Here is a 23,715-nt window from a genome sequence, read left to right on the forward strand (position 1 = left end):
TATACCTATTACGCGTTGTATGGGGCCCGGCCCTACGGGGCGCAGATTCTCTGCGCCCGGGCACCGGTGCCCGGGCGTAACAGCGTTCAGGGCATGGCCTTTCACAAGACTTTCCCCTCGCTGCGAGGCTGAGCATCGGCGTGCTGACGGCCGTGCTCAAGGGGTTGCTGGACGGCTTGCGGGGCCAGGGTTTGCAGGGCCTGGAACTGGCTGATAAACACCTGACCGCCGAACTCGTCGAGAAAGCTGGAGCGGCGCAGTTGGTCCATCACCGGGCCCTTGACCTCGGACAGGTGCAGCTGCACCCCAGCGGTGCGCAGGCGCTCGACGATGGCCTCCAGCGAGTCCAGGGCGCTGGCGTCGATCAGATTGACCCCCGAACACATCAGCACCAGATGGCGGACCTGCGGCCGGCTGGCGATCAGCTCGCCAATGCGCTCTTCCAGGTAGCGCGCATTGGGGAAGTACAGGCTCTCGTCGACCCGCAGCGACAGCACGCTGGGCGACTCGATCACGGCGAAGCGCTCGACATTGCGAAAGTGTTCGCTGCCCGGCACCTGGCCGACCACGGCCATATGCGGCTGGCTGGTGCGCCAGAGAAACAGCAGCAGTGACAGGCCGACGCCGAGCAGGATGCCGACCTCCACGCCGATCAGCAGCACGCCGAGGATGGTCGCCAGCTGCGCCGCGCCGTCCTGGCGCGAGTAGCGCCAGGTGCGGCGCAGGGAACCGAGATCGACCAGGCTGAGCACCGCGACGATGATGGTGGCGGCCAGCACGGCCTGGGGCAGGTTGTGCAGCAGTGGGGTCAGCAGCATCACGCTCAGCGCGATGCCGGCGGCGGTGAATACTCCGGCCATGGGGGTCTGCGCGCCGGCGTCATAGTTGACCACCGAGCGGGCAAAGCCGCCGGTGACCGGGAAGCCGCCGCTGAATGCCGAGCTGAGGTTGGCCGCGCCGAGGCCGAGCAGTTCGTTGTCGGGCTCGATGCGCTGGCGCCGTTTGGCGGCCAGCGTCTGGCCCACGGAGACCGATTCGACGAAGCCCACCAGGCTGATCAGCAGTGCCGCCGGCAGCAGTTGCAGGGCCAGGCTCAGGTCCAGGGTGGGCAGGGTCAGGCCCGGCAAACCCTGGGGAATGGCCCCTACCACCTTGACCCCAACCTGATCCAGCTGCAGCAGCGAGACCGCGACGATGGCGACCACGATGGCCAGCACCGGGCCGGCCTTGGCCAGGTTGCCCGCCATGGGCGCGGACAACCCCAGGCGCTGCAGCAGGGTTTTCAGGCGCGCGCGGGCCCACCACAGCCAGGCCAGGCTAAGCAGGCCGATCAGCAGGGTCGGCCAATGGGTAGCCGGTAACGCCTGCCAGAGTTGCGGCAGGATCTGCCGCAGGCTTTCGCCCGAGGCCGATACGCCGAGCAGGTGCTTGAACTGACCGACTGCGATCAAAATCCCCGAGGCGCTGATAAAGCCGGAAACCACCGGGTGGCTGAGGAAGTTGGCGAGAAAGCCCAGGCGCAGTAGCGCCATCAGGGCGAGAAGCAGACCCGACAACAGAGCCAGCAGCATCGCCGCACCGATATATTCGGCGCTGCCTGCGGGGAACAACGGGGCCAGCGCCGCAGCGGTCATCAGCGACACCACCGCCACCGGGCCGACCGCCAGGGTGCGGCTGGAGCCAAACAGGGCATAGGCCAGCAGCGGCAATATGCTCGCATACAGGCCGGTGACCGGCGGCAGGCCGGCAAGCATGGCGTAGGCCAGGCTCTGAGGTATCAGCATCAGCGTCACGATCAGCGCCGCCAGGCCATCCTGGGCGGCGCTTGCGCGGTCGTAGCGTCGTCCCCAGTCCAGGCAGGGCAGCCAGCGGCTCAGTTTCATTTACCCGGTTCCTTGCTGAAGTCGCAGGCGGCCGGGGCTTCTACCGGCAGCGGTTCGTGGGGCAGGCGCTTGGGCCCCGCCAGCCACTCATGGCCACGCAGCATCATGTCGAAGTAGATGCTGGGCATCGCTTTCACCTTCAGCTCCCAGGCAAGGCGGCGCGGTATGGCGGGGTCGAGGGGGAAGGTCGGCAGCAGCTTGCCACCGTAGCCGAACTCAGCGAGCACCACCTTGCCTCGCTCCACTGTAAGCGGGCAGGAGCCGTAGCCATCGTACAGCGCTCGCGGCCCCTTGCCGGCGAGCACTGCGATAACGTTTTCCGCCACTACCGGTGCCTGCTTACGCACCGCGGCGGCGGTCTTGGCATTGGGCGCGGCACAGACATCGCCGAGGCTGAAGATATTGCCGAAGCGCGGGTGACGCAGGGTTTCATGATCGGCTTCGACCCAGCCGTCGGCATTGGCCAGCGGGCTCTGGCGGATAAACTCCGGCGCGCGCTGAGCGGGCACGGCATGCAGGAAGTCGAAGGATTTTTCGATGGTCTGGCTGTTACCCGCAGCATCGATCTGCTTGAACCAGGCCTTGTGGGCCGGGCCGTCCACTGCAGTCAGGGTGGTGTTGAAGGCCAGTCCAACGCCGTAGCGCTCGACGTATTTCATCAGCGGCGGCACAAAGGTCGGCACGCCGAACAGCACCGCCCCGGACGAGCAGAACTCCACGTCGATATCCTTCAGCACGTCTTCTTTGCGCCACCAGTCGCAGGACAGATACATGGCCTTCTGCGGCGCGCCGGCGCATTTGATCGGCATCGGCGGCTGGGTAAACAGCGCGCGGCCCTGACGCAGGTTCTGCACCAACTGCCAGGTATAGGGGGCCAGCTCGAACTGGTAGTTGGAGGTGACGCCGTGTTTACCCAGGGTCTCCTTGAGTCCTTCGACCGCATCCCAGTGCAGGCTCAAGCCGGGGCAGACGATCAGGGCGCGATAACCCACCCGGGTGCCGTCTTCGAGTACCACACGCTGTTGCTCGGCTTCGAAACTGGCCACGGCGGCGCGAATCCACTGCGCGCCGCGGGGTATGCACTGCGCCATCGGCCGTTCGGTGCGGGCGCGGTCGAAGATGCCGGCACCCACCAGGGTCCAGCCCGGCTGGTAGTAGTGCTGTTCGCGCGGTTCGACCACAGCGATGCGCAAGTGCGGATCACGGCGCAACAGGCTGGCGGTTACTGCACAACCGGCCGCGCCGCCCCCCACCACCAGCACGTCGTAGCGCTGGGTGGGGGTGCTAGCAGCCTGGGGAATCGAGGCCGGGGCCTTCTGCCAGCGTTGCTCCAGGCGCTGGGCCAGGCCACTCAGGTCATAGCCGTTATCCCGTGTGGTTTGCAGCAGGGTCAGCGGGTCCAGATGATGGGCTTCGCTGAGCGCCCAGAGGCTGGTGGAGCGGGTTCCGGTGCGGCAGAACGCCAATACCGGGCCGCGCACCTGGGCGAGCAGTTCGGCGAACGCAGCCACATCGTTTTCGCCGATCTGGCCCGAGATCACCGGCAAATAGTGGTAGTCGAGACCGCTGGCTTGCGCCGCCGCCTGCAGCTCAGCCGAAGTGGGTTGGCCTTCGCCCTCGCCATCCGGACGGTTGTTGATCACGCTGCGAAAACCCGCGGCGGCCAGGGAACCCATGTCCGCTGGTTGCATTTGCGCAGCCACGGCGAGGAAGGGCGTCAGGCGTTTCAGCGATTCCATAGCGTCACCTCAGAGCACGTCCAGGGGGATTTTCAGGTAGCGGGTGCCGTTGTCCTCGGCGGGCGGCAGCTGCCCGCCGCGCATATTCACCTGCACCGACGGCAGGATCAGGCTCGGCATCCCCAGGGTGGCGTCGCGGGCGCTGCGCATGGCGACGAAGTCCGCCTCGCCGATGCCCTCATGCACGTGCACGTTGTGCGCGCGCTGCTCGGCCACCGTGGTCTGGTTGCGAAAGTCATCGCGGCCCGGTGCCTTGTAGTCATGGCACATAAACAGGCGCGTTGCATCCGGTAGCTCGAACAGCCTGCGGATCGACTGGTACAGCGTGTGGGCATCGCCGCCGGGGAAGTCGCAGCGCGCGGTGCCATAGTCGGGCATAAACAGGGTGTCGCCGACAAAGCCGGCATCGCCGATCAGGTAGGTCATGCACGCCGGGGTATGGCCGGGGGTGTGAATGGCCCGGGCTTCGATAGCACCGACCTGGAAGCTGTCGCCATCCTTGAACAGATGGTCGAACTGGCGGCCGTCGGTGGCGAACTCGGTGCCGGCGTTGAACAGCTTGCCGAAGGTGTTCTGCACGACGGTGATGTTCTCGCCAATCGCCAGCTGCCCGCCCAGCTCGCGCTTGAGGTAGGGCGCAGCCGAGAGGTGGTCGGCGTGCACATGGGTTTCCAGCAGCCAGTCCACCTGCAGTTGGTTGTCCTTGACGTACTGGATCAGGCGATCGGCGCTGTTGTGCGAGGTGCGCCCGGAGGCGGGGTCGTAGTCCAGCACCGAGTCGATGATGGCGCAGCGCTTGCTGCCGGGGTCGGTGACCACATAGCTGTAGGTGTAGGTGGCAGGGTCAAAGAATGCTTGGACTTGGGGTTGCATGACGGCGCTCCTCTCGGATACCCCTTGGGGTATTTATTTAAGGAAGAGCGTAACTATTTTTCAGTTCTATGCATAGATTAAAAAGGCATATACATGGATGGTGTTGCGTCAGGCAGCCATATGATTTTTCAACTGATTGAAAATAAAGGTTTTATGGGGGCGTTCGAGATTGGTCTTAGGGTGCTTGCGCAGGTGCCGGCCTGATAGGCGGAGCCTGTGGTGCCGAATGAGGCGCTCATCATGCAGGTGCTGAGCGCCTTGCGCGGGCCCCGCAGGCATTGCGCGCTGCGGGGCCGGTGGCGGTTACAGCAGGTCGAAACGGTCGGCGTTCATCACCTTGGTCCAGGCCGCCACGAAGTCGTTGACGAACTTCTCGCGGTTATCGTCCTGGGCATAGACCTCGGCGTAGGCGCGCAGGATCGAGTTGGAGCCGAAGACCAGATCGGCGCGGGTCGCCGTCCATTTCAGCGCACCGGTCTGGCGATCACGAATCTCGTAGAGGTTTCTGCCGGTCGGCTTCCAGGTGTTGCTCATATCGGTCAGGTTGACGAAGAAGTCGGTGGTCAGCTGACCTTCACGGTCGGTAAACACTCCATGCCTGCTGCCGCCATGGTTGGTCCCGAGCACGCGCATGCCGCCCACCAGCACGGTCATTTCATGGGCCGTCAGGCCGAGCAGCTGGGTGCGATCAAGCAGCAGCTCTTCGGCGCTGACCACGTAATCCTTTTTCAGCCAGTTGCGATAGCCGTCGGCCACCGGCTCCATAAACTCGAAGGATTCGACGTCGGTCATCGCCTGGCTGGCGTCGCCACGCCCCGGACTGAAGGGCACGCTGACCTCGAAGCCGGCGGCCTTGGCGGCCTGTTCGATCGCCAGGTTGCCGGCCAGCACTATCACGTCGGCCAGGCTCACAGCGCTTTGTGCGGCGATCCCCTGGAGAACCTCGAGCACCCTGGCCAGACGCGCTGGCTCGTTGCCTTCCCAGTCCTTCTGCGGGGCCAGACGGATGCGCGCGCCGTTGGCACCGCCACGCATGTCGGAGCCGCGGAAGGTGCGCGCGCTGTCCCAGGCGGTGCTGACCATTTCGCTCAGGGTCAGGCCACTGGCGGCGATTTGGGCCTTTACGGCGGCCACATCGTAGTCGCTGCGCCCGGCCGGCACCGGGTCCTGCCAGAGCAGCTCTTCCTGCGGCACTTCCGGACCGATATAGCGGGTCTTGGGGCCCAGGTCGCGGTGGGTCAGCTTGAACCAGGCGCGGGCGAACACCTCGGAGAAATGAGCCGGATCCTGGTAGAAACGCTCGGCGATCTTGCGGTACTCCGGGTCCATCTTCATGGCCATGTCGGCGTCGGTCATGATCGGGTTGTGGCGGATGCTCGGGTCTTCGACATCGACCGGCTTGTCTTCCTCGCGGATATTGATCGGCTCCCACTGCCAGGCACCCGCCGGGCTCTTCTTCAGCTCCCAGTCGTAGTTGAGCAGCAGCTGGAAATAGCCGTTGTCCCAATGCGTCGGGTGGGTCGTCCAGGCACCTTCGATGCCGCTGGTCATGCTGTCGCGGCCAATGCCACGGCTGCTGTGGTTATTCCAGCCCAGGCCCTGTTCTTCGATACCCGCCGCTTCCGGCTCGGGCCCGAGGTTGGCGGCGCTGCCGTTGCCGTGGCACTTGCCGACGGTGTGGCCGCCGGCCGTCAGGGCAACGGTTTCCTCGTCGTTCATGGCCATGCGGGCGAAGGTCACGCGCACGTCCTGTGCGGTACGCAGCGGGTCGGGCGTGCCGTCGACGCCTTCCGGGTTGACGTAGATCAGCCCCATCATCACGGCGGCCAGCGGGTTGTGCAGATCCCGTTCGCCGGAGTAGCGGCTGCCTTCGCTGCCGGTGGGGGCGAGCCATTGCTTCTCCGAACCCCAGTAGATGTCCTGCTCGGGGTGCCAGATGTCGGCGCGGCCAAAGGCAAAGCCGAAGGTTTTCAGGCCCATGGATTCATAGGCCACATTGCCGGCCAGGACGATCAGGTCGGCCCAGCTGATCTTGTTGCCGTACTTTTTCTTGATCGGCCAGAGCAGGCGACGTGCCTTGTCGAGGTTGGCGTTGTCCGGCCAGGAGTTCAGCGGGGCGAAGCGCTGGTTGCCGGTGCCGGCACCGCCGCGACCGTCCGCCACCCGGTAGGAACCAGCTGCGTGCCAGGCCATGCGGATCATCAGGCCGCCGTAATGGCCCCAGTCGGCTGGCCACCAGTCCTGGCTGTTGGTCATCAGGGCGGTGAGGTCACGTTTCAGCGCGGCCACATCGAGGCTCTTCACCGCTTCGCGGTAGTCAAAGCCCTGCCCCAGCGGGTTGGTCTTGCTGTCGTGCTGATGCAGGATGTCGAGGTTCAGTGCGTTCGGCCACCAGGCCATGTTCGTGTTGCTGGTGGCTGTATTGCCGCCGTGCATGACCGGGCACTGGCCGGCACTTTTGCGGGTGTTCGAATCCATCTCAAGCTCCTCAGGTCTACACATGCTCGGCCCGTTGGCGGGGCGCGGACGGCCGAGCAGATGTGCGGCGGCGGGTCATCGTCAGGCCCGCCGCGGGTGAAAGTGGGCTCGAGGTTAGCAGCTAAGGGTGCGGTAAATACGCTCGGGGGTATTGGCATTCTCTATGAGTCTGTTAGCCACAATTGCTTTCAGGGCCGGGGATGGTTGTCGCCAGGACGGCCCTGCGGGTTTATGGCTTACCGATGAACCCGGGGCGCAGCGGCCGTCGCCCAGGCAAGGCGACGGCCCTGGCGTGAAAGCTGGTTACTCTATTGCCTCGTAGGGCAGGCCGACGTAGTTTTCCGCAATGGTCTTGCGCCCGGCCTCGGAGCCGACGAAGTAGTCCAGTTCGGTCTGCTGCATGCGCCGGCTGAAGGCATCGGTGTCGGGGAATTTGTGCAGCATCGAGGTCATCCACCAGGAGAAACGCTCGGCCTTCCAGATGCGCTTGAGGCACACCGCCGAATAGTTTTCCAGCAGCTCGTGACGGCCTTCGCGGTAGACCTTGAGCAGGATGCGATACAGGGTGCTGACATCGCTGGCCGCCAGATTAAGGCCCTTGGCACCGGTGGGCGGGACGATATGCGCGGCGTCGCCAAGCAGAAACAGATGGCCGTACTGCATCGGTTCGACCACATAGCTACGCAGCGGCGCGATGCTTTTCTCAATCGACGGGCCGGTGATCAGGCGCGCGGCGGCTTCCATCGGCAGGCGGCTTTTCAGCTCGTCCCAGAAACGCTCATCGGACCAGTCCTCGACCTTCTCCTCGCTCCCCACCTGCACGTAATAACGGGTGCGGGTCGGTGAACGCATGCTGCACAGGGCGAAGCCGCGCTCGTGGTTGGCGTAGATCAGTTCCTCGTTGACCGGTGGGGTATCGGCCAGCACGCCGAGCCAGCCGAACGGGTAGACCCGCTCGAATTCCTTGAGCACGCCGGCCGGAATCGACTGCCGCGACACGCCGTGGAAGCCGTCGCAGCCGGCGATATGATCGCAGTCCAGGCGTACCGCTTCACCGTTATGGGTGAAGGTGATGTGGGGCTGTTCGCCCTTGAGCTCATGCAGCTGGGCGTCGGTGACGTTGTACAGGGTGATGCCGCCGCTGGCCTTGCGCGCTTCCATCAGGTCGCGGGTGACTTCGGTCTGGCCGTAGATCATCACCGTCTTGCCGCCGGTGAGTGCGTGCAGGTCGATGCGTTCGCGGCGGCCGTCGAAGGCCAGTTCGAAGCCATCATGCACCAGGCCTTCGCGGTCCATGCGTGCGCTGACGCCTGCCTCGCGCAGCAGGTCGACCATGCCCTGTTCCAGAACGCCGGCGCGGATGCGACTGAGCACATAGTCGGGGCTCTGGCGTTCGATGATGATGTTGTCGATACCGGCCTTGAGCAGCAGCTGGCCGAGCAGCAGGCCCGAGGGGCCTGCACCGATAATGGCGACTTGGGTGTTCATTGTTATTGTCCTCGGGGCCACAAGGCCTTGGTGGGTTCTCCTGTATTTTTGGTGGATTGCATCGGGCTTTGAAGGCACTATCCGATTATATTTATGGATTTTCCGAGGGTGCTGGCGATGCATAAAGCCTCTGCCGCAGCGGTGCCGGTGTTCAAGCTATATGGCGAAACGGCAGTCTGGCCGACGCCGGACCTGCTCCATTGCGAGTCGATTCCCGAGCGCAGTCGCCTGCACGATTGGGAGATCAAACCCCATCGGCATGGCGACCTGGTGCAGCTGCTATATGTGCAGGGCGGCAGCGCCGAGCTGGAAGTGGAGGGCGTGGTCAGCCACGTGCAACAGCCAGCGCTGCAGGTGGTGCCGGCGCTTAGCGTGCACGGCTTTCGCTTTTCCCGGGACGTTCAGGGCCATGTGCTGAGCCTGGCTTTGCCGCTGGTGGAGCAGCTCGGCGCGGTGCTCGACAGCCCGCCGCTGGCGCGCGCGGCCTGTTACCCGGCGGCTGAGCAGCGGCGCTATCTGGATGCCCTGTTCGACTCCATCGCCGAGGAGTACAGCACCCAGCAGCCGGGGCGCGAGTTGATGCTGCAATCGCTGATCAGCGCCTTGCTGGTATGGGTCGGCCGCCGTTCCCAGGCCCTGGCGCATGCCGAGACCCAGGGCCAGGACCGTGGCCGCGAACACTTGCAGCGCTTTACCCGCCTGCTGGAAAGCCACTTTCGCGAGCATCGGCCCATCGAACAGTACGCTTCCGAGCTGGGCATCAGCGCCGCGCACCTCAACGCCCTGTGCCGACGCCTGGCCGGGCAGTCGGCCTTGCAGCTGATCAACCAGCGCCTGCTGCTGGAAGCCAAGCGCAGCCTGGTGTACACCGCCATGACCATTAATCAGGTGTCGGACAGTCTGGGCTTTTCCGAGCCGGCGTATTTTTCCCGTTTCTTCAAGCGCGGCAGCGGGCTGTCGCCCAAAGCCTTCCGCCTGCAGCGTTGAGGCAGAGAGCCGTATGAATATCGACAACCGCATCAAGTTTCGCCATCTGCTGTGCTTTCTCGAAGTGGCGCGCCAGGGCAGCCTCGCGCGCGCCGCCGAGGTGTTGGCGATCAGCCAGCCGGCGGTGTCGAAGACCCTCAAGGAGCTGGAGGAGGTCCTCGCCGCGAGCCTGTTCGACCGCAGCAAGCAGGGGGCCGTGCCGACCGCGGCCGGGCTGGCCTTTCTGCGCTACGCCGGGCCCAGCGTGCAGGCACTGCGTGAAGGGGTGCGCAGCCTGCGCAGCGGCGAGCACGAGGCCGGGGTGGTGCGCCTCGGCGTGCTGTCGACGGTGGAAAGTTCGTTGCTGCCCGAGGTAGTGCGGCGGCTGCATAAACAGCACGTGGCCCTGGTGGTCAGTGTGGTTACCGGGCCCAGCGCCCACCTGCTCGACCAGCTGCGTGTCGGCGCGCTGGACCTGGTGGTCGGGCGTATGACCGACAGCCCGCAGATCGAGGGGCTGACCTTCGAGCACCTGTACAGCGAGTCGATGATCCTGGTGGTGCGTCCCGCTCACCCCTTGCTGCAGGCCGACCTGCGTGACCGCAGCCAGTTGGGTGATTACCCGGTGGTGCTGCCGCTGGGCGGTACCACCATCCGCCGCTATGCCGACAGCCTCTATGTGCAGTGCGGCATCGTCATGCCGCAACAGCGTCTGGAAACCCTTTCGGTGGCCCTCAGCCGGCGCTACGTGCAGTCCAGCGATGCGGTGTGGATTGCCCCGCAGGATGCCGTGCGTCAGGACCTGGCGCGTGGCGAGCTGCAGGAACTGGATATCGGCCTGCGCGAACCGGGCGGCTCGGTGGGCATCTGCAGCAACCCCACGGCGGCGCTGTCGCTGGCGGCGCAGTGGTGTTGCGAGGCCTTGCGTGGGGCCGCAGCAGACTACCGAGACGGACTAGCAGGCTGTTGAAAAACTACCTGCGTTGCCATCGCCGCGTTAAAAACAGGCCGGGACGCGGCGTCTCAAAATGCTCATTTACAACTCGTAAACTCCGCTTTTTCGCCTGTTTTTGCCTTGCGCTGGCTGCCTCGCCAACGTTTTCAACAGCTTGCTTGATCCATAACCATTTGGTTATGGATGGCGACGATCTTTTCAATTTTCAGCCTTGTTGCGCTGCTGGAGACTGTGGCTCTGCCTGAGCCTGCAGGCCGCTGCAGCCATTCCAACAAGAGGAGATCGATATGTCCGACGCGCAGCACAGCCGCTTCGTCATTCGCGACCGCAACTGGCACCCCAAGGCCTTTACCCCGGACTACAAGACCTCCATTGCCCGCTCACCGCGCCAGGCGCTGGTGAGCATCCCGCAGTCGATCTCGGAAACCAGCGGGCCGGATTTTTCCCACCTGAAAATGGGCCAGTACGACAACGACCTGCTGCTCAACTTCAATAACGGCGGCCTGCCGGTGGGCGAGCGCATTCTGGTCAGCGGCCGGGTTATGGACCAGTACGGCAAGCCGATCCCGCATACCCTCGTGGAGATGTGGCAGGCCAACGCCGGTGGCCGCTATCGGCATAAGAACGACCGCTACCTGGCCCCGCTTGACCCCAACTTCGGCGGCGTCGGTCGTGCCCTGACCGACAGCGAAGGGCGCTACAGCTTCCGCACCGTCAAGCCCGGCCCGTACCCCTGGCGCAACGGCCCGAACGACTGGCGTCCGGCGCATATCCACTTCTCCATCAGCGGCCCGTCGATTTCTACCCGCCTTATTACCCAGCTGTATTTCGAAGGCGACCCGCTGATCCCCATGTGCCCGATAGTCCGATCGATCGCCAACCCGGATGCGGTACAGAGCCTGATCGCCAGGCTCGACATGAGCGCGGCCAATCCCATGGATTGCCTGGCCTATCGCTTCGATATCGTGCTGCGCGGGCAGCGTCAGACCCACTTCGAAAATCGCTAAGGAGCGTTCTATGCCTATCGAACTGCTGCCGGAAACCCCTTCGCAGACTGCCGGCCCCTATGTGCATATCGGCCTGGCCCTGGCCGCTGCCGGCAACCCGAGCCGCGATCAGGAAATCTGGAATCAGATGGCCAAGCCTGGCGCGCCGGGCGAGCACATCACCCTGATCGGCCAGGTCTACGACGGCAACGGCCATCTGGTGCGCGACTCCTTTCTGGAGCTGTGGCAGGCCGACCATGAGGGCTGCTACGACAGCGCCTTCGACCTGGAAAAACCCTTCAACGGCTTCGCCCGCACCGCCACCACCTTTGATGCCGGCAGCGAGTGGAGCGTGCAGACGATCAAGCCGGGAGTGGTGCTCAATGCCGCCGGGGTAGCCATGGCACCTCACGTCAACGTCAGCCTGTTTGCCCGGGGGATCAATATCCACCTGCAGACCCGCCTGTATTTCGACGACGAGGCCGAGGTCAACGCCCAGGATCCGGTGCTTAACCTGATCGAGCAGCCGCAGCGCCGCGAAACCCTGATCGCCAAACGTTGCGAGCTGGACGGTAAAACCGCCTATCGTTTCGATATCCGCATTCAGGGCGAAGGCGAGACGGTGTTCTTCGATTTCTAGCGAGCCGTTGAAAACCTAGGCATGTGAGGAAAAAGCGCTCTTGAGCAACCAACTGTTCGACCGTTACTTCATCAGCGCCGCCATGGCGGCGGTGTTTTCCGACACCGGACGGGTCCAGGGCATGCTCGATTTCGAGGCCGCCCTGGCCCGTGCCGAAGCCCGTGTCGGCCTGATTCCCCAAAGCGCGGTGGCCCCCATCGAGGCGGCCTGCCGCGCCGAGCGCTATGACTTTGCCGAGCTGGCCGAGGCCATTGCCCTGGCCGGCAACTCGGCGATTCCGCTGGTCAAGGCGCTGGGCCGGCAGGTCGCCGCGGTTGATCCGCAGGCCGAGCGCTATGTTCATCTCGGGGCCACCAGCCAGGATGCGATGGACACCGGCCTGGTGCTGCAACTGCGCCAGGCCTGCGCGCTGCTCGACGCCGATCTGGCGCAGCTTACCGAGGCCCTGGCGCTGCAGGCCGAGCGTTATGCCGACTGCGTGCTGCCCGGGCGCACCTGGCTGCAGCACGCCACCCCGGTAACCCTGGGCATGAAGCTGGCCGGCAGCCTGGGTGCCATCACCCGCCACCGCCAGCGCCTGGCCGAGCTCAAGCCGCGTCTGCTGGTGCTGCAGTTCGGCGGCGCGGCCGGCACCCTGGCGGCGTTGGGCGAGCAGGGCTGGGCGGTGTCGGAGGCGCTGGCCGAGGAGCTGCAACTGGCCTTGCCCGATCAGCCCTGGCACACCCAGCGCGACCGTTTAGTGGAATTCGCCAGCTTGCTCGGCCTGATCGCCGGCAGCCTGGGCAAGCTGGGGCGCGATCTGAGTCTGTTGATGCAGACCGATGTGGCGGAAGTCTTCGAACCGTCGGCGGCGGGCAAGGGCGGTTCCTCGACCATGCCGCACAAGCGCAATCCGGTCGGCGCGGCGGTGCTGATTGCGGCCGCCACCCGTGCGCCTGGGCTGGTCGCGACGCTATTCGCCGCCATGCCCCAGGAGCACGAGCGCAGCCTGGGTCTGTGGCATGCCGAGTGGCAGACTCTGCCGGAGCTGTGCGGCCTGGTTTCCGGGGCGCTGCAGCAGGCGCTGCTCGCCGTGCCGGGGCTGGAGGTGGACACCGCGCGGATGCGCAGCAATCTCGAGCTGACCCGCGGCTTGCTACTGGCTGAGGCGGTCAGTATCGCCCTGGCCCAGCGCATCGGCCGCGATAAGGCCCATCACCTGATCGAGCAGTGTTGCCGCCAGGCCATCGCCGAGCAGCGCCATCTGCGCGAGGTGCTGGGCGAGCAGGCCGAGGTCTGCGTCCAGCTCAGCGCCGCCGAACTGGATCGCCTGCTCGACCCCGGCCATTACCTGGGCCAGGCTCAACGCTGGGTGGCCCGGGCCGTGGCCGAGCATCGCGCTTTGCATAGTTAAAGGTCACCTGTCCGCCAGGAGTGGATAGCCTGTTAATCGTGATTACTTTGGTGCGCACGGCGCACCCTACCTGATCCGCGATTCGCCCGTCGCACCACCTCTTACCAGGAGCCCGAAATGGACGAAAAACAACGTTACCAAGCCGGCATGCAGGTACGCCGCGCGGTATTGGGCGATGCCCATGTCGACCGCAGCCTGCAGCACATCACCCCATTCAACGAAGAGTTCCAGAACATGATCACCCGCCACGCCTGGGGTGATATCTGGACCCGCCCCGGGTTGCCGCGGCATACCCGCAGCCTGATCACCATCGCCATGCTGATCGGCATGAACCGTGAGGGCGAACTGCGCCTGCACCTGCGCGCGGCGAAGAACAACGGCGTGACCCGCGACGAGATCAAGGAGGTGCTGATGCAGAGCGCCATCTACTGCGGCATCCCGGCCGCCAACGCCAGCTTTCACCTGGCCGAAGAGGTCTGGGACGAGCTGGGCGTGGAGTCGTTGCAAGACTGATCGCTACGGGCGAATAGCTTCCCTCTCGAACCGCCGGCAGCCTTTGCGCTGTTTCGGTGGTTTTTTTGTTTTGGCTGCGGCCCCGTTAACCGTTGCGCGACTGTCCGGCTGACGCCGATTAGTCCCCTCGCCCCCTGGGGGAGCGGGCGTCATTCAGGCCTGTACAACTGGCGACTTGAACCTTGCGCTTCTTAGTCGCGTCGGATCGCCAGCAATTCCGGCTGGCGATGGCTTTGCTGCTGGCGCTATTGGTCCTTTGGTTACTGGGATCGGAACTGGAATTGCGGATATTCCTGCAGGAGTACCACTGATTTATGGGGGCGCGTGGCAATTCTGCGCGCCTCGAACTCGTAGGTTGTCACTGCATCCGTGACTTGATTTTTTGTGAACATGAATGTCCAATCCTGCTTCGATCTCATACAGAAGCTATCGACTTATGACTGCTGCACAACGTCGTATACACGAAGCCGCTATGCGTCTATTCGCCGAGAAGGGTGCAGGAGAGATCAGCATCAGTGAGCTGGCCGAAGCGGCGGGTGTTGCCAGGGGGACGATATACAAGCATATGGACAGCATTGAAGGGCTGTTCAGAAATGTCGCCACCCATCTCAGCGAAGAGATGAATCAGCGTGTGGCTCGTAGCTCGCCGGAAGATGTGGATCCGGCACTGCGCCTGGCCAATGGTATCCGCTACTACATCCGCCGTGCCCATGAAGAACCGAGCTGGGGCAAGTTTATCGTGCGTTACTCGGTGAGCTCGCAGTCCTTGCGTGGTATGTGGGCGGGGCAGCCGCTGGCGGATTTGATGATGGGGATGAGTCAGAAACGTTACGATGTTCGGCAGGAGCAACTGGTATCGGTGCTGGCAATGATCGGCGGTTCGGTGCTGACCGCAGTGGCCTTGGTGCAGGACGGCCACAGAACATGGCGTGATGCTGGTAGCGACATTGCTGAGTTGACTCTGCGCGCGCTCGGTCTTTCCAAGGATGAGGCTAAGCAGTTGGCGACCGTCGAGTTGCCGCCATTGGCACCTGCCTGAAGGCAGGGTGCCGTTTCGAGGCGGGCTTCAACGCTCGAGCAGTTGCAAGCTTTCCTGCACCAGTTGCCTGGCCGTCGACTGGGTACCCTCGTGCATTACGATTCGGTCTGGTCGAACCACGGCCAGCGATCCTGTGGGAGCGTCGGCCAGCAGCGTTTGGCCGATGTCTTCGACGAAAGGCGTTACGCTACTGCGTTTCTGGCCATGCAGGCCGATCTGTAGATAGCTACCCCCGTGCCTTTCCCACAGTTGACAGAGTTCCGGGGTCAAGTTGGCGCGTGGATCGATACCCAATCCAACCAGTGCCAGGTTATCGCCCAGTGCCACGTCGCTGAGAATGATCGAACCATCTTCTTGGCGTACCAGTCCCTGTGGGAACAGCCCGCCACGAAGAAGGCTACGACCCCGGCCAGCAGGCATGAACAGGCCTTGCTTGAAGATGTTCTTCGGCTTGATGTCGAGTTCTTCGAAGTGACGGCGCAGGGGAGGAATCAGACGCGTGATGCGCATCAGACCGTGTGCCAGCATTGCTGTTGGTGCATTGCTCGGCATAACCATGCGTCCCATCAGTTTGGCGAGGGCTATCATTTTCTGCGCGTGGGGGCGACGCTCCTGATCGTAACTATCCAGAATGTTCGGTGCAGCGCGCCCTTTGAGAACCCATGCAAGCTTCCAGGCCAGATTGGCAGCATCGCGCAGGCCTGCGACCAGACCCTGGCCAACGAAGGGTGGCGTGATATGCGCAGCATCACCGATCAGAAAAACCCGCCCGTTCTGGAAACGCTCGCAGCACCGCGCATGAAAGCGATAGACCGCTTTACGCTCGATCTCCAGTTTGTCTGGGCTGATCCACTTCTCCAGCAATTTGGCGATGTGGTCTGCATCTTCCATCTGCTCGCGCGTTTCCCCTCCTTTGAGCATGAACTCCCAGCGTTCCCGGCCCCCTGGCGCAGGCATATGGGGCGTCGGTCGGCGATAGTCACAAAGAAACTCGACATGATCGATCGCATCTTTTTCACGACCCCGTGCATCGACGATTAGCCAGTCCTCAGCGTAGCTCCTCCCACGAAATTCCTGGCCAATCAAGCAGCGGGCTTTCGAACTCGCCCCGTCCGCACCGACTAGATAGCGCGCTTTTATCCGGTGGGTAGTTCCATCCTCTGCACGCAGCTCGGCTTCCACGCCTTGCGTGTCTTGAGTCAGATTCAGCAGCTCCAGGCCACCAAGGCTGGTCACGTTATCGAAGAGCTTGCATTGGTCACGCAAGGTACGTTCCAGATCCGGCTGGTAGAAGGTCACCAACTTGGGGTGCCCATCTAGGCTGCCGCTGGTATTGGCCCGGCCGAACTGGCCGACGATTGGGCAGTACATACGCACTTCCGGAATCACGATCTTTTCGAAGGCGTCTTCCCCTAGTCCCGCCAGTTGCAGAATCCGCAGCGCTTCGTTGTCCAGAGCGATGGCGCGCGGCATCAGTAGTACGTCATGGAGCCTGTCTACCACTAGGGTGTTGACGCCGTGCCGTCCGAGCAAAGCCGCGAGCGAAGCGCCAACCGGGCCATTGCCGACGACGAGAACGTCGACCGAGTCGGGTACGGAGTGAGCGAGTGGAGGGTTCATGCCGGTCCTTTTTTGTTGGTCACTCCGCGCTGCGGAGCTTTGGTTGTTTTCAACGAATCGAAAAAGCTGGCAGTTGCTGTGAGTGCAAAAAATGAACACAGGTGTTCATTTTCACGATTATGATGCAAAACTAGAAAAATAAAATACGCGTTGACCATATTTGTACACTGATGTTCAATTGATCCATGGGGTGCTTACCGCCAGGCATGGATTTCGATGAGTCCGTTGCCGCGTCGTTACTAGAGATCTGCTGCGCTTCTGTTCGCTGCTGTAACGGACTTGGCGCGAATCGCCATTCAGCACGGTTAAGAGATCACTGAGCGTGTAGAGGGATGTCTTTCGGCGATTGGAGTCGCCGGCTCGAGAACTGGCAGTCAGAGAGCTGTCGCCTTTGCCCGAAGAGGGCTGAGACCAACGTTTTCACTGAGGCCTAAGTGAGCTGGTCCGGTAACGGCTTTGCCTTAAAAAGGGCTGTGGAGAAAAACAATGAAACAAGGTGTCGATTCACTTCGTCTGCTGACACAGCAGCCTGCCAGACATACCTCGCCGACAGTGAAAGCGAGAGCTTTGGGCTACCTGATCTTCGCTCGCCCTGATCTGGATCTGGCCGAGCGTTTCCTGCTCGATTTTGGTTTGCAAACGGCGCATCGCGAGGCCGATCGGCTCTACATGCGAGGCACCGGGACGACCCCTTACTGCTATCGAATAGAGCATGCGAAACAGGCACGCTTTCTGGGCTTCGCGCTGGAAGTAGCATCGCACGATGATCTTGAAACACTGGCGCATCTGCCGGGTGCTTCAGCCATCGAACCGCTGGAGGGGCCTGGCGGCGGGCAACGAGTTCGCCTGACCGATCCGTCCGGGTTCCTGGTCGAGGCCGTCCATGGCCGTCAGCCTTGTGAGCCTGTTGCCCGCCGCTCGGCGTTGCCGCTGAACCTTGTGGATGACTCTCCACGCATCAATGCCACGCAGCGGCCCCCCATTGCCCCGCCTGAAGTGATCAAGCTCGGTCATGTCGTGCTCGAACTTGCCGACTACCAGGCCACTTGCGCCTGGTACACCCGCCACTTCGGTTTTATTCCCAGTGATGTGCAGGTGCTTTCGGACGGCTCACCGGTAGTTGCGTTCATGCGTCTTGACCTGGGCGATGAGCCCGCCGACCACCACACCCTGGCGCTGGCTCAGGGGTTCATGGCGACCTACAGCCACAGCGCGTTCGAGGTGGTGGATGCCGATGCGGTGGGCGTTGGCCAGCGCATCTTGCGTGAGCGCGGTTGGAAGCATGCCTGGGGCATCGGTCGCCACATTCTGGGCAGCCAGATCTTCGATTACTGGCAAGACCCCTGGGGTCTGAAGCACGAGCACTACTGCGATGGCGATCTATTCACGGCTGATCACCCCGTGGGTCTGCATGAGGTAAGCGCCGAGGCAATGTCGCAATGGGGGCAGCGGATGCCGAAGAGTTTCACCAAGCCTGTGATGAATCTGAAGAACCTCAAGGCTCTGGTGCACAACCTCCAATCCAGCCCGGATCTGACCTTACGCAAGCTTCTGGCGTTGAAGCGGCTCTTTGGCTAAGGGCGCACTCCTGCGTCCTTTCGGCCGCCGCAGCCTGCTCAAAGCCGCTGCTGTTCTGGGGAGCCTGCTGCCGCTGCATGCGGCTTCAGCCGGATCTCAATCGAAAACTGCCGCTTGTGTGCGGCACCTTGCTGTACCAGGAGCTACATCCATGTCTGTCAACGTCGTCCGCTTCGAGTATCAGAACGAGAATCGCTGGGGAGTGGTGCGCCAGGGGCGCATTGTTTGCATTCCCGGGAACTACGAAACCACAGGTGATCTGATCCGGCAGGTTTCGCGGGAGCAACTTTCTCGTCTGGAGGGGGCCGAGCTGGAGATGAGCCAGGTACGACTGCTCTCGCCAGTCACGCGTAACCAACAGTTCGTATGCCAGGGGGCGAACTATCGCCAGCACATGATCGAGTCGGGTATGGATCCCGATGCCAAGCACTACAACATGATCTTCACCAAGGCCACGAGTTGCATCGTCGCGGCCGATAGTGAACTGATCAAACCGAGGCAGGTGCGCTTCCTCGATTATGAAATCGAGCTTGGGCTCATCCTGGCACGCGATATCACTGGCCCGGTGAAGGTCGACGCACACAACCTACACGAGTTTGTGGCTGGGCTGGTCATCGTCAATGACTACTCGGCACGCGATATCCAGATTCCTCAGATGCAGTTCTACAAGGGCAAGAGCTTCCGCACTTTCGGCCCGGTCGGCCCGCACCTGTGTCTGCTTGAAGCGAAGGACATGAAGTACCTGCAACAACTGCAGCTGCGCCTGACAGTGAATGATCAGGTGCGTCAGTCCGATAGCACCGCCAACTTGGTTCATAAGCCCGCCGAAACACTGACCGAACTCTCCGGCGTGCACGACTTCTCGGCCGGTGACTTGATCGCCACCGGAACTCCCGCCGGTTGCGCACTTGCCATCCCATCGCCTGCCAAGCAACGGCTGGCCGCCGCTGTGTTGCCCGAATCGGTGAAGTGGAAGGCATTTCTCAAGGCTCAGGAAGCGCGTCGGAATTTCTACCTGAAGAACGGTGACGTGGTAAAGGCCACGATTCGTAGCGAAGATGGCGTGATCGACCTGGGTACCCAGCGCAATGTCGTGGTGGAGGAGGTCTGATGGCTGTCAAAGTCCTGGCTGACATCGAGGCGCTGGAACAGGCTCCGCTTGCTCAACGGCAACTGCCGCAAAGAACCTACGCGGAATTGCAGCTGTGCGCCAAGGCCAACGGTTCGGCCCTGTGATAACCCGCACGTCGAGATCATCACGCTTATTTGTCTGGCTACGGGCGCTCGATGGTCAGAAGCTGAAAGCTCAAGCCGACCGGGCTGCGTAATGGGGTGATCACGTTCAGCGGAACCAAGAGCGGGAAGGTACGTTCTGTGCCGATCACAGCAGATCTGGAAGCCAAGATCCGCCAACACTGGAAACAGCATGGTCAGCCAAACGCGGCCATTACCTCGTTCCGCCGTGCCTTGGCCAAGACGACTATCCAGCTACCGAAAGGGCAGGCCGCTCACTCGCTACGCCACACCTTCGCCAGTCACTTTATCCAGAACGGCGGTAACATCCTCACCCTGCAAAAGATCTTGGGTCACTCCAGCTTGGCCATGACCATGCGCTATGCGCACTTGGCACCGGATCATCTGCAGGATGCTGTGCGTTTAGGCCCGTTGGCGAATTTCGACAAGTCTTCCACACCTACGTGATGCCAGAAACAAAAAGCCCCGAAATTCCGAGGAAAATCAGGGCTTTAAGTATTTCTATTTGGTGGAGCCGGGGGGATTTGAACCCCCGTCCGCCAGTGTTCCGCTTTCGGTACTACATGCTTAGCCGTGTCTATTGAGTTAATCCGCAGCCGCCCGACGGGCAGGGTGCTTTGGACGAGTTGTGTAATTTTTAGCCACTTTGTCCACAACGTACTACGCGGCGATCCTGTTCTGCATGACAATCACTTCAGGTTTACAGGCATCCCCTAGTGATCGCTGGAGCCGAAGCTACCAGAAGGTGCTAGTCGCGCCGCTTACGCAGCGAGAGCGTAGCCCTCGTAGTTTTCGTCATTGGCAACTATAAAAGTTGCAACAGTGGATTTACGACTTCTGTTACCAAGTCGGCATGCACCTAGAGTTTCACTACCGGCGTCGAATCCTAATCGGCCCCAAAACCTGTACATCTGTAGGTATGACGCGAGTGTACGCCAAAGGTTCCCTAGCGTCGACCCGGCAATGGCCAAGCGACGCTGGGCGTTGTGGCCAGCTATGATTAGCACTTTGGCTGTCTGCCCGTCTTCTGGATGAGACCCTCATATGCCGCGCACATCGCGTTACCCCCTGCGTCAGTGGATCTGGCGCGCCTTTGTGCAGAGTGCTCTGATACCGCTGGTGCTGGTCGAGTCGGTGTTGATCGCCGTGTATCTGCTGAGCAATGCGGCGATTCGCGATGCGCAGATTGACCACCTGCAGCAGAGCGCGCTGGAGGATCTGGCCACGGCGGTGGCCCGTGAAGGCCAGGTGATTGACAGCCGTTTGCGGGCAGTTGAGGCGCAGGTGCAGATCTTCCGCGATGTGGCGGTGCATGCCTTGCAGAACGATGCGTATCAGCCCGATGCACTTGAGCGCTCGCGCCATGCGGTGACCGACAGCGGGGTTTTTTACAGCCGCAGTGATGACGGCCGGGCGGCTTCTTTCTATGCCAATAGCACGCCGCTGGCCGAGCAGGATCATGCCAAGGCCTTGCGTCTGTCGCAGCTCGATCCGCTCATGCGCTCGCTGCGGGCGGTCAATCCGCTGGTGGCGGCGTGCTATTTCAACAGTTGGGACAGTTACAACCGCATCTACCCCTTCTTTATGACCCCCGAGCAGTATCCCCACGACATGGTGATACCGGATTACAATTTTTATTACCTGGCGGATGCCAAGCACAACCCCGAGCGCAAGGTGGCCTGGACCGATGTCTATCTCGACCCGGCCGGCCTGGGCTGGATGATGTCGGCAGTGGCCCCGGTGTATCGCGGCGATTTTCTCGAAGGGGTGGTGGGGCTGGATATCACGGTCGGGCAGATGCTCGGCGAGATCGGCGAGCTGGATGTGCCCTGGCAGGGCTACGCCATGCTGGTCAGCCATGATCACAACATCATGGCGTTGCCGCAGGCGGGCGAGGCCGATTTCGGCCTGCGCGAGCTGACCGAGTACTCCTATGCCGAGGCGGTGCGCCGTGAAGTGCTCAAGCCCGAGGATTTCAACCTGGGTAAACGCGATGAAATGCAGCCCCTGCTGCAGGCGATAAGCAAGGGTCAGGGTTCGGTTCAGGAGGTCATGCTGGGCGGGCGCAAGCAGCTGATCGCCTGGAGCGAGATTCCACAGACTGGCTGGCGTCTGCTGCTGGTGGTGGACGAGGAGAATATCTTCAGCGAGACCAATCGCCTGGCGCAGCGCTACCTGCATATCGGTTACCTGCTGATTGTCGGCCTGCTGCTGTTCTACCTGCTGTTCTTTGCCCTGATGTGGCTGCGTTCGCGGCGCTTGAGCGAGCAACTGGTGCAACCGATCGATGGCATCGTCGGCATGATGCGGCAATTGGGTTTGGGTAATTTCCATCCAGCCGCGCCGCCCAGCCAGATCAACGAGTTGAGCAGCATGGCCGAAGCCGTGCAACACACCGGCGAACAGCTGCAGGCCAGCGAAAGCGAACGCCGCGAAGCGCAGCGGATTCTCCAGCTGGTACTGGAAAGCACCACCGAAAGTCTCTGGGAGGTGGATGCTGCGAGCATGACCATCAAGCTTAGCGAGCATTTTCTCCGGCGCTTCGGCCTGGCCCACGAGCGCATGGGCTTCAGCGAGTTCAACCAGCGCGTACACCCCAACGATCTGGAGCGCCTTCGCCATCTGCGTCAGCTGTTCGCCACAAGCGGTGAGGATCACTTCGAGGCCGAATACCGCTACGCCGATGCCCGCGGCGAGTACGCCTGGCTGCTCAGCCGCGGCAAGGTGCTGGAGCGCGATGCCGAGGGCCATGCGCTGCGGGTTGCCGGTACCCACGTCGATATCACCCGGCTCAAGCAGGTGCAGGATGACCTGCGCCGCGCCAGCCTGGATGCCCAGGCCGCCAGTCAGGCCAAGAGTCGTTTCCTGTCCAGCATGAGCCATGAGCTGCGCACGCCGCTCAATGCGATCTATGGTTTCGGCCAGTTGATCGAGATGGAGGTGCAGGGCAAACCGGAGGCCCAGCAGGAGGCCGATTACGCCCGCGAGATCGTCAATGCCAGCCGCCACCTGACCTCGCTGGTCGACGATATTCTCGATCTGTCGAGCATTGAAAGCCGTCGCCAGCAGCTCAACCTGCAGCCCGTGGAAGTCTGTGCGCTGTTGCGCGGTTGTGCCGAGCTGGTCCAGCCGGAGGCGCAGCAGCGCCAGTTGCAGCTGCAGGTCCTGGCCGACGCCGACGCAGGGCTCTATGTGCAGGCCGATGCGCGTCGCGTGCGCCAGGTGCTGCTCAACCTGCTATCCAATGCGATCAAGTACAACAGGCCCCAGGGCCTGGTCAGTCTGGGTTACGAGGTGCGCTCGAACTGCGTACGGCTCTGGGTCGAGGACAACGGCGCAGGCCTGAGTGCCGAGCAGCAGGCCAACCTGTTTCAGCCTTTCCAGCGTCTGGGGCGAGAGAATTCGAATATTCCTGGCACCGGTATTGGCCTGGTGCTATGCCGCGAGCTCGCCAGCCTGATGGGTGGCGAGATGGGCTTCAGCAGTGCGCCGGGGCAGGGCAGCCGGTTCTGGATCGACCTGCCCAGCGCGGCGGCACCGGGTGGGCAGAGCGCCTCCAGTGACGACGTCGCTGCCCCGGCACCGCGGCAACTGGCCGAGGTGCTCTGCGTCGAGGATCACCCTGCCTGCCTGAAGGTGGTTCAGGAAGCGTTGCGCGAATTCGCCGAAGTGCGCGGTGCGGGTTCGGTGCAGCGTGCCCTGGCCGAGCTGGAGGTTTGCACGCCGACCCTGCTGTTGCTGGATCTGGACCTGCCCGATGGCGATGGCCTGCTGGTGCTGGATGCCATGCGGCGCAGCCCGCGCCTGCACGCCGTACCCGTGCTGGTGATCAGTGCCGCCGCCGATGAAGGGGTATTTGCCGAGGCGCGTCGACGTGGCGCGCAAGCCTGTTTGGCCAAGCCCATCGACCTGGCTCAGGTACGCCGTTTGGCTCTGAGCCTGCTGGCCCACGGCCTGTAAGTGGCCCGGCTGGGCCTGTCGCCGGAGAGGGCGCGCAGGCCCGAGTCAGGCCGCCCTGGAGCTATTCGCTGGCTTCGAGCAGTTGCAGGGCTTCGCCCAGTACCTTGACCGACTGGCCGTGGTCGCCGGCCTTGTGCAGGGTTTCGCCTTCGGCGCGCAGTTGCTGCACTTTGGCCAGTACCGCGGCATCGGCGGGTGGGTTGGATTTCAGTAGCTCATCGATCTTGGCCATATCGGCCGGGCAATGCATGGCCCAGAGTGAGGTGCTGAGCAGAGCAGCGGTGAGGAAAGCAGCTAAACGATGCATGGCAATCTCCTTTCTAGGATGGAGTCTTAACTCTAGAAGGCGT

18 protein-coding genes, 1 other RNA gene and 1 pseudogene are annotated in these 23,715 nt (G+C 62.7%); 12 read left to right on the forward strand and 8 right to left on the reverse strand.

Translation table 11 applies throughout. The features are described from left to right. Positions 1-101: 101 nt before the first annotated feature. From WMW70_RS15120 to pobA, 5 genes are all read right to left on the reverse strand, one after another. Positions 102-1,883 (reverse strand): SulP family inorganic anion transporter, encoded by a 1,782-nt coding sequence (locus WMW70_RS15120; RefSeq protein ID WP_341438288.1) that lies wholly within the window; start codon positions 1,881-1,883, stop codon positions 102-104. Then, on the reverse strand, positions 1,880-3,622 hold the full coding sequence (locus tag WMW70_RS15125) for a bifunctional protein tyrosine phosphatase family protein/NAD(P)/FAD-dependent oxidoreductase (protein WP_341438289.1): 1,743 nt from the start codon (positions 3,620-3,622) through the stop codon (positions 1,880-1,882). Before WMW70_RS15125 ends, WMW70_RS15120 begins: the two co-directional genes overlap by 4 nt. 9 nt (positions 3,623-3,631) lie before the next feature. After that, positions 3,632-4,495 carry an MBL fold metallo-hydrolase gene (locus WMW70_RS15130; RefSeq protein ID WP_341438290.1) on the reverse strand — a complete coding sequence of 288 codons (864 nt, stop codon included), beginning with the start codon at positions 4,493-4,495 and terminating at the stop codon, positions 3,632-3,634. Between the two features lie 303 nt (positions 4,496-4,798). Beyond that, a complete protein-coding gene (gene katG / locus WMW70_RS15135; protein WP_341438292.1) occupies positions 4,799-6,973 on the reverse strand; it encodes a catalase/peroxidase HPI in 2,175 nt (724 codons plus the stop codon). A 303-nt stretch (positions 6,974-7,276) separates the two neighbouring features. Then, positions 7,277-8,461, reverse strand: coding sequence for a 4-hydroxybenzoate 3-monooxygenase (gene pobA / locus WMW70_RS15140; protein WP_341438293.1), 1,185 nt, complete (start codon positions 8,459-8,461; stop codon positions 7,277-7,279). A gap of 117 nt (positions 8,462-8,578) precedes the next feature. Between pobA and WMW70_RS15145 the strand changes: the two genes are divergently transcribed. The 7 genes from WMW70_RS15145 (at position 8,579) to WMW70_RS15175 (ending at position 14,953) form a co-directional block, all read left to right on the forward strand. Then, positions 8,579-9,448, forward strand: coding sequence for a helix-turn-helix domain-containing protein (locus tag WMW70_RS15145; RefSeq protein ID WP_341438294.1), 870 nt, complete (start codon positions 8,579-8,581; stop codon positions 9,446-9,448). A 13-nt stretch (positions 9,449-9,461) separates the two neighbouring features. Continuing rightward, positions 9,462-10,397 carry a pca operon transcription factor PcaQ gene (gene pcaQ / locus WMW70_RS15150; protein WP_341438295.1) on the forward strand — a complete coding sequence of 312 codons (936 nt, stop codon included), beginning with the start codon at positions 9,462-9,464 and terminating at the stop codon, positions 10,395-10,397. Positions 10,398-10,669: 272 nt separating this feature from the next. Continuing rightward, the gene (gene pcaH, locus WMW70_RS15155; RefSeq protein WP_341438296.1) at positions 10,670-11,389 is read left to right on the forward strand and encodes a protocatechuate 3,4-dioxygenase subunit beta; all 720 of its coding nucleotides are present in this window, start codon (positions 10,670-10,672) and stop codon (positions 11,387-11,389) included. A 10-nt stretch (positions 11,390-11,399) separates the two neighbouring features. After that, complete coding sequence (pcaG, locus tag WMW70_RS15160; RefSeq protein ID WP_341438297.1) at positions 11,400-12,008, forward strand: protocatechuate 3,4-dioxygenase subunit alpha; 609 nt, start codon at positions 11,400-11,402, stop codon at positions 12,006-12,008. A gap of 40 nt (positions 12,009-12,048) precedes the next feature. Then, positions 12,049-13,401: a 3-carboxy-cis,cis-muconate cycloisomerase gene (locus tag WMW70_RS15165; protein WP_341438298.1), complete on the forward strand. Its 1,353-nt coding sequence runs from the start codon at positions 12,049-12,051 to the stop codon at positions 13,399-13,401. 117 nt (positions 13,402-13,518) lie between these two features. Continuing rightward, positions 13,519-13,914: a 4-carboxymuconolactone decarboxylase gene (gene pcaC, locus WMW70_RS15170; protein WP_341438299.1), complete on the forward strand. Its 396-nt coding sequence runs from the start codon at positions 13,519-13,521 to the stop codon at positions 13,912-13,914. Between the two features lie 472 nt (positions 13,915-14,386). After that, positions 14,387-14,953, forward strand: a complete 567-nt coding sequence (locus WMW70_RS15175; protein ID WP_341438300.1) for a TetR/AcrR family transcriptional regulator — start codon at positions 14,387-14,389, stop codon at positions 14,951-14,953. 27 nt (positions 14,954-14,980) lie between these two features. Here the strand turns inward: WMW70_RS15175 and mhpA are convergent, their stop codons facing one another. Then, on the reverse strand, positions 14,981-16,573 hold the full coding sequence (mhpA, locus tag WMW70_RS15180) for a bifunctional 3-(3-hydroxy-phenyl)propionate/3-hydroxycinnamic acid hydroxylase MhpA (protein WP_341438301.1): 1,593 nt from the start codon (positions 16,571-16,573) through the stop codon (positions 14,981-14,983). 486 nt (positions 16,574-17,059) lie between these two features. Between mhpA and WMW70_RS15185 the strand changes: the two genes are divergently transcribed. The 4 genes and pseudogenes from WMW70_RS15185 to WMW70_RS15200 form a co-directional block, all read left to right on the forward strand. Then, on the forward strand, positions 17,060-18,151 hold the full coding sequence (locus WMW70_RS15185) for a VOC family protein (protein WP_341438302.1): 1,092 nt from the start codon (positions 17,060-17,062) through the stop codon (positions 18,149-18,151). A 151-nt stretch (positions 18,152-18,302) separates the two neighbouring features. Next, the gene (locus tag WMW70_RS15190) at positions 18,303-19,262 is read left to right on the forward strand and encodes a fumarylacetoacetate hydrolase family protein (protein ID WP_341438303.1); all 960 of its coding nucleotides are present in this window, start codon (positions 18,303-18,305) and stop codon (positions 19,260-19,262) included. Then, positions 19,262-19,387, forward strand: coding sequence for a hypothetical protein (locus WMW70_RS15195; protein ID WP_341438477.1), 126 nt, complete (start codon positions 19,262-19,264; stop codon positions 19,385-19,387). Before WMW70_RS15190 ends, WMW70_RS15195 begins: the two co-directional genes overlap by 1 nt. Continuing rightward, positions 19,383-19,852 (forward strand): annotated as a pseudogene (locus WMW70_RS15200) (tyrosine-type recombinase/integrase); the annotation flags it as partial. The gene WMW70_RS15195 and the pseudogene WMW70_RS15200, both read left to right, overlap by 5 nt. A 59-nt stretch (positions 19,853-19,911) precedes the next feature. On the opposite strand, the gene ssrA reads toward WMW70_RS15200, so the two are convergent. Beyond that, positions 19,912-20,303, reverse strand: a transfer-messenger RNA (tmRNA) gene (ssrA, locus tag WMW70_RS15205). Between the two features lie 146 nt (positions 20,304-20,449). Here ssrA and WMW70_RS15210 point away from each other — a divergent pair. Next, positions 20,450-23,365, forward strand: coding sequence for an ATP-binding protein (locus WMW70_RS15210; protein ID WP_341438304.1), 2,916 nt, complete (start codon positions 20,450-20,452; stop codon positions 23,363-23,365). 61 nt (positions 23,366-23,426) lie between these two features. Here the strand turns inward: WMW70_RS15210 and WMW70_RS15215 are convergent, their stop codons facing one another. Further along, positions 23,427-23,672 (reverse strand): hypothetical protein, encoded by a 246-nt coding sequence (locus WMW70_RS15215; RefSeq protein ID WP_341438305.1) that lies wholly within the window; start codon positions 23,670-23,672, stop codon positions 23,427-23,429. Positions 23,673-23,715: the final 43 nt, after the last annotated feature.

Origin of the sequence: Pseudomonas sp. XK-1, assembly GCF_038069885.1 — a bacterium.
Lineage (GTDB): Bacteria > Pseudomonadota > Gammaproteobacteria > Pseudomonadales > Pseudomonadaceae > Aquipseudomonas.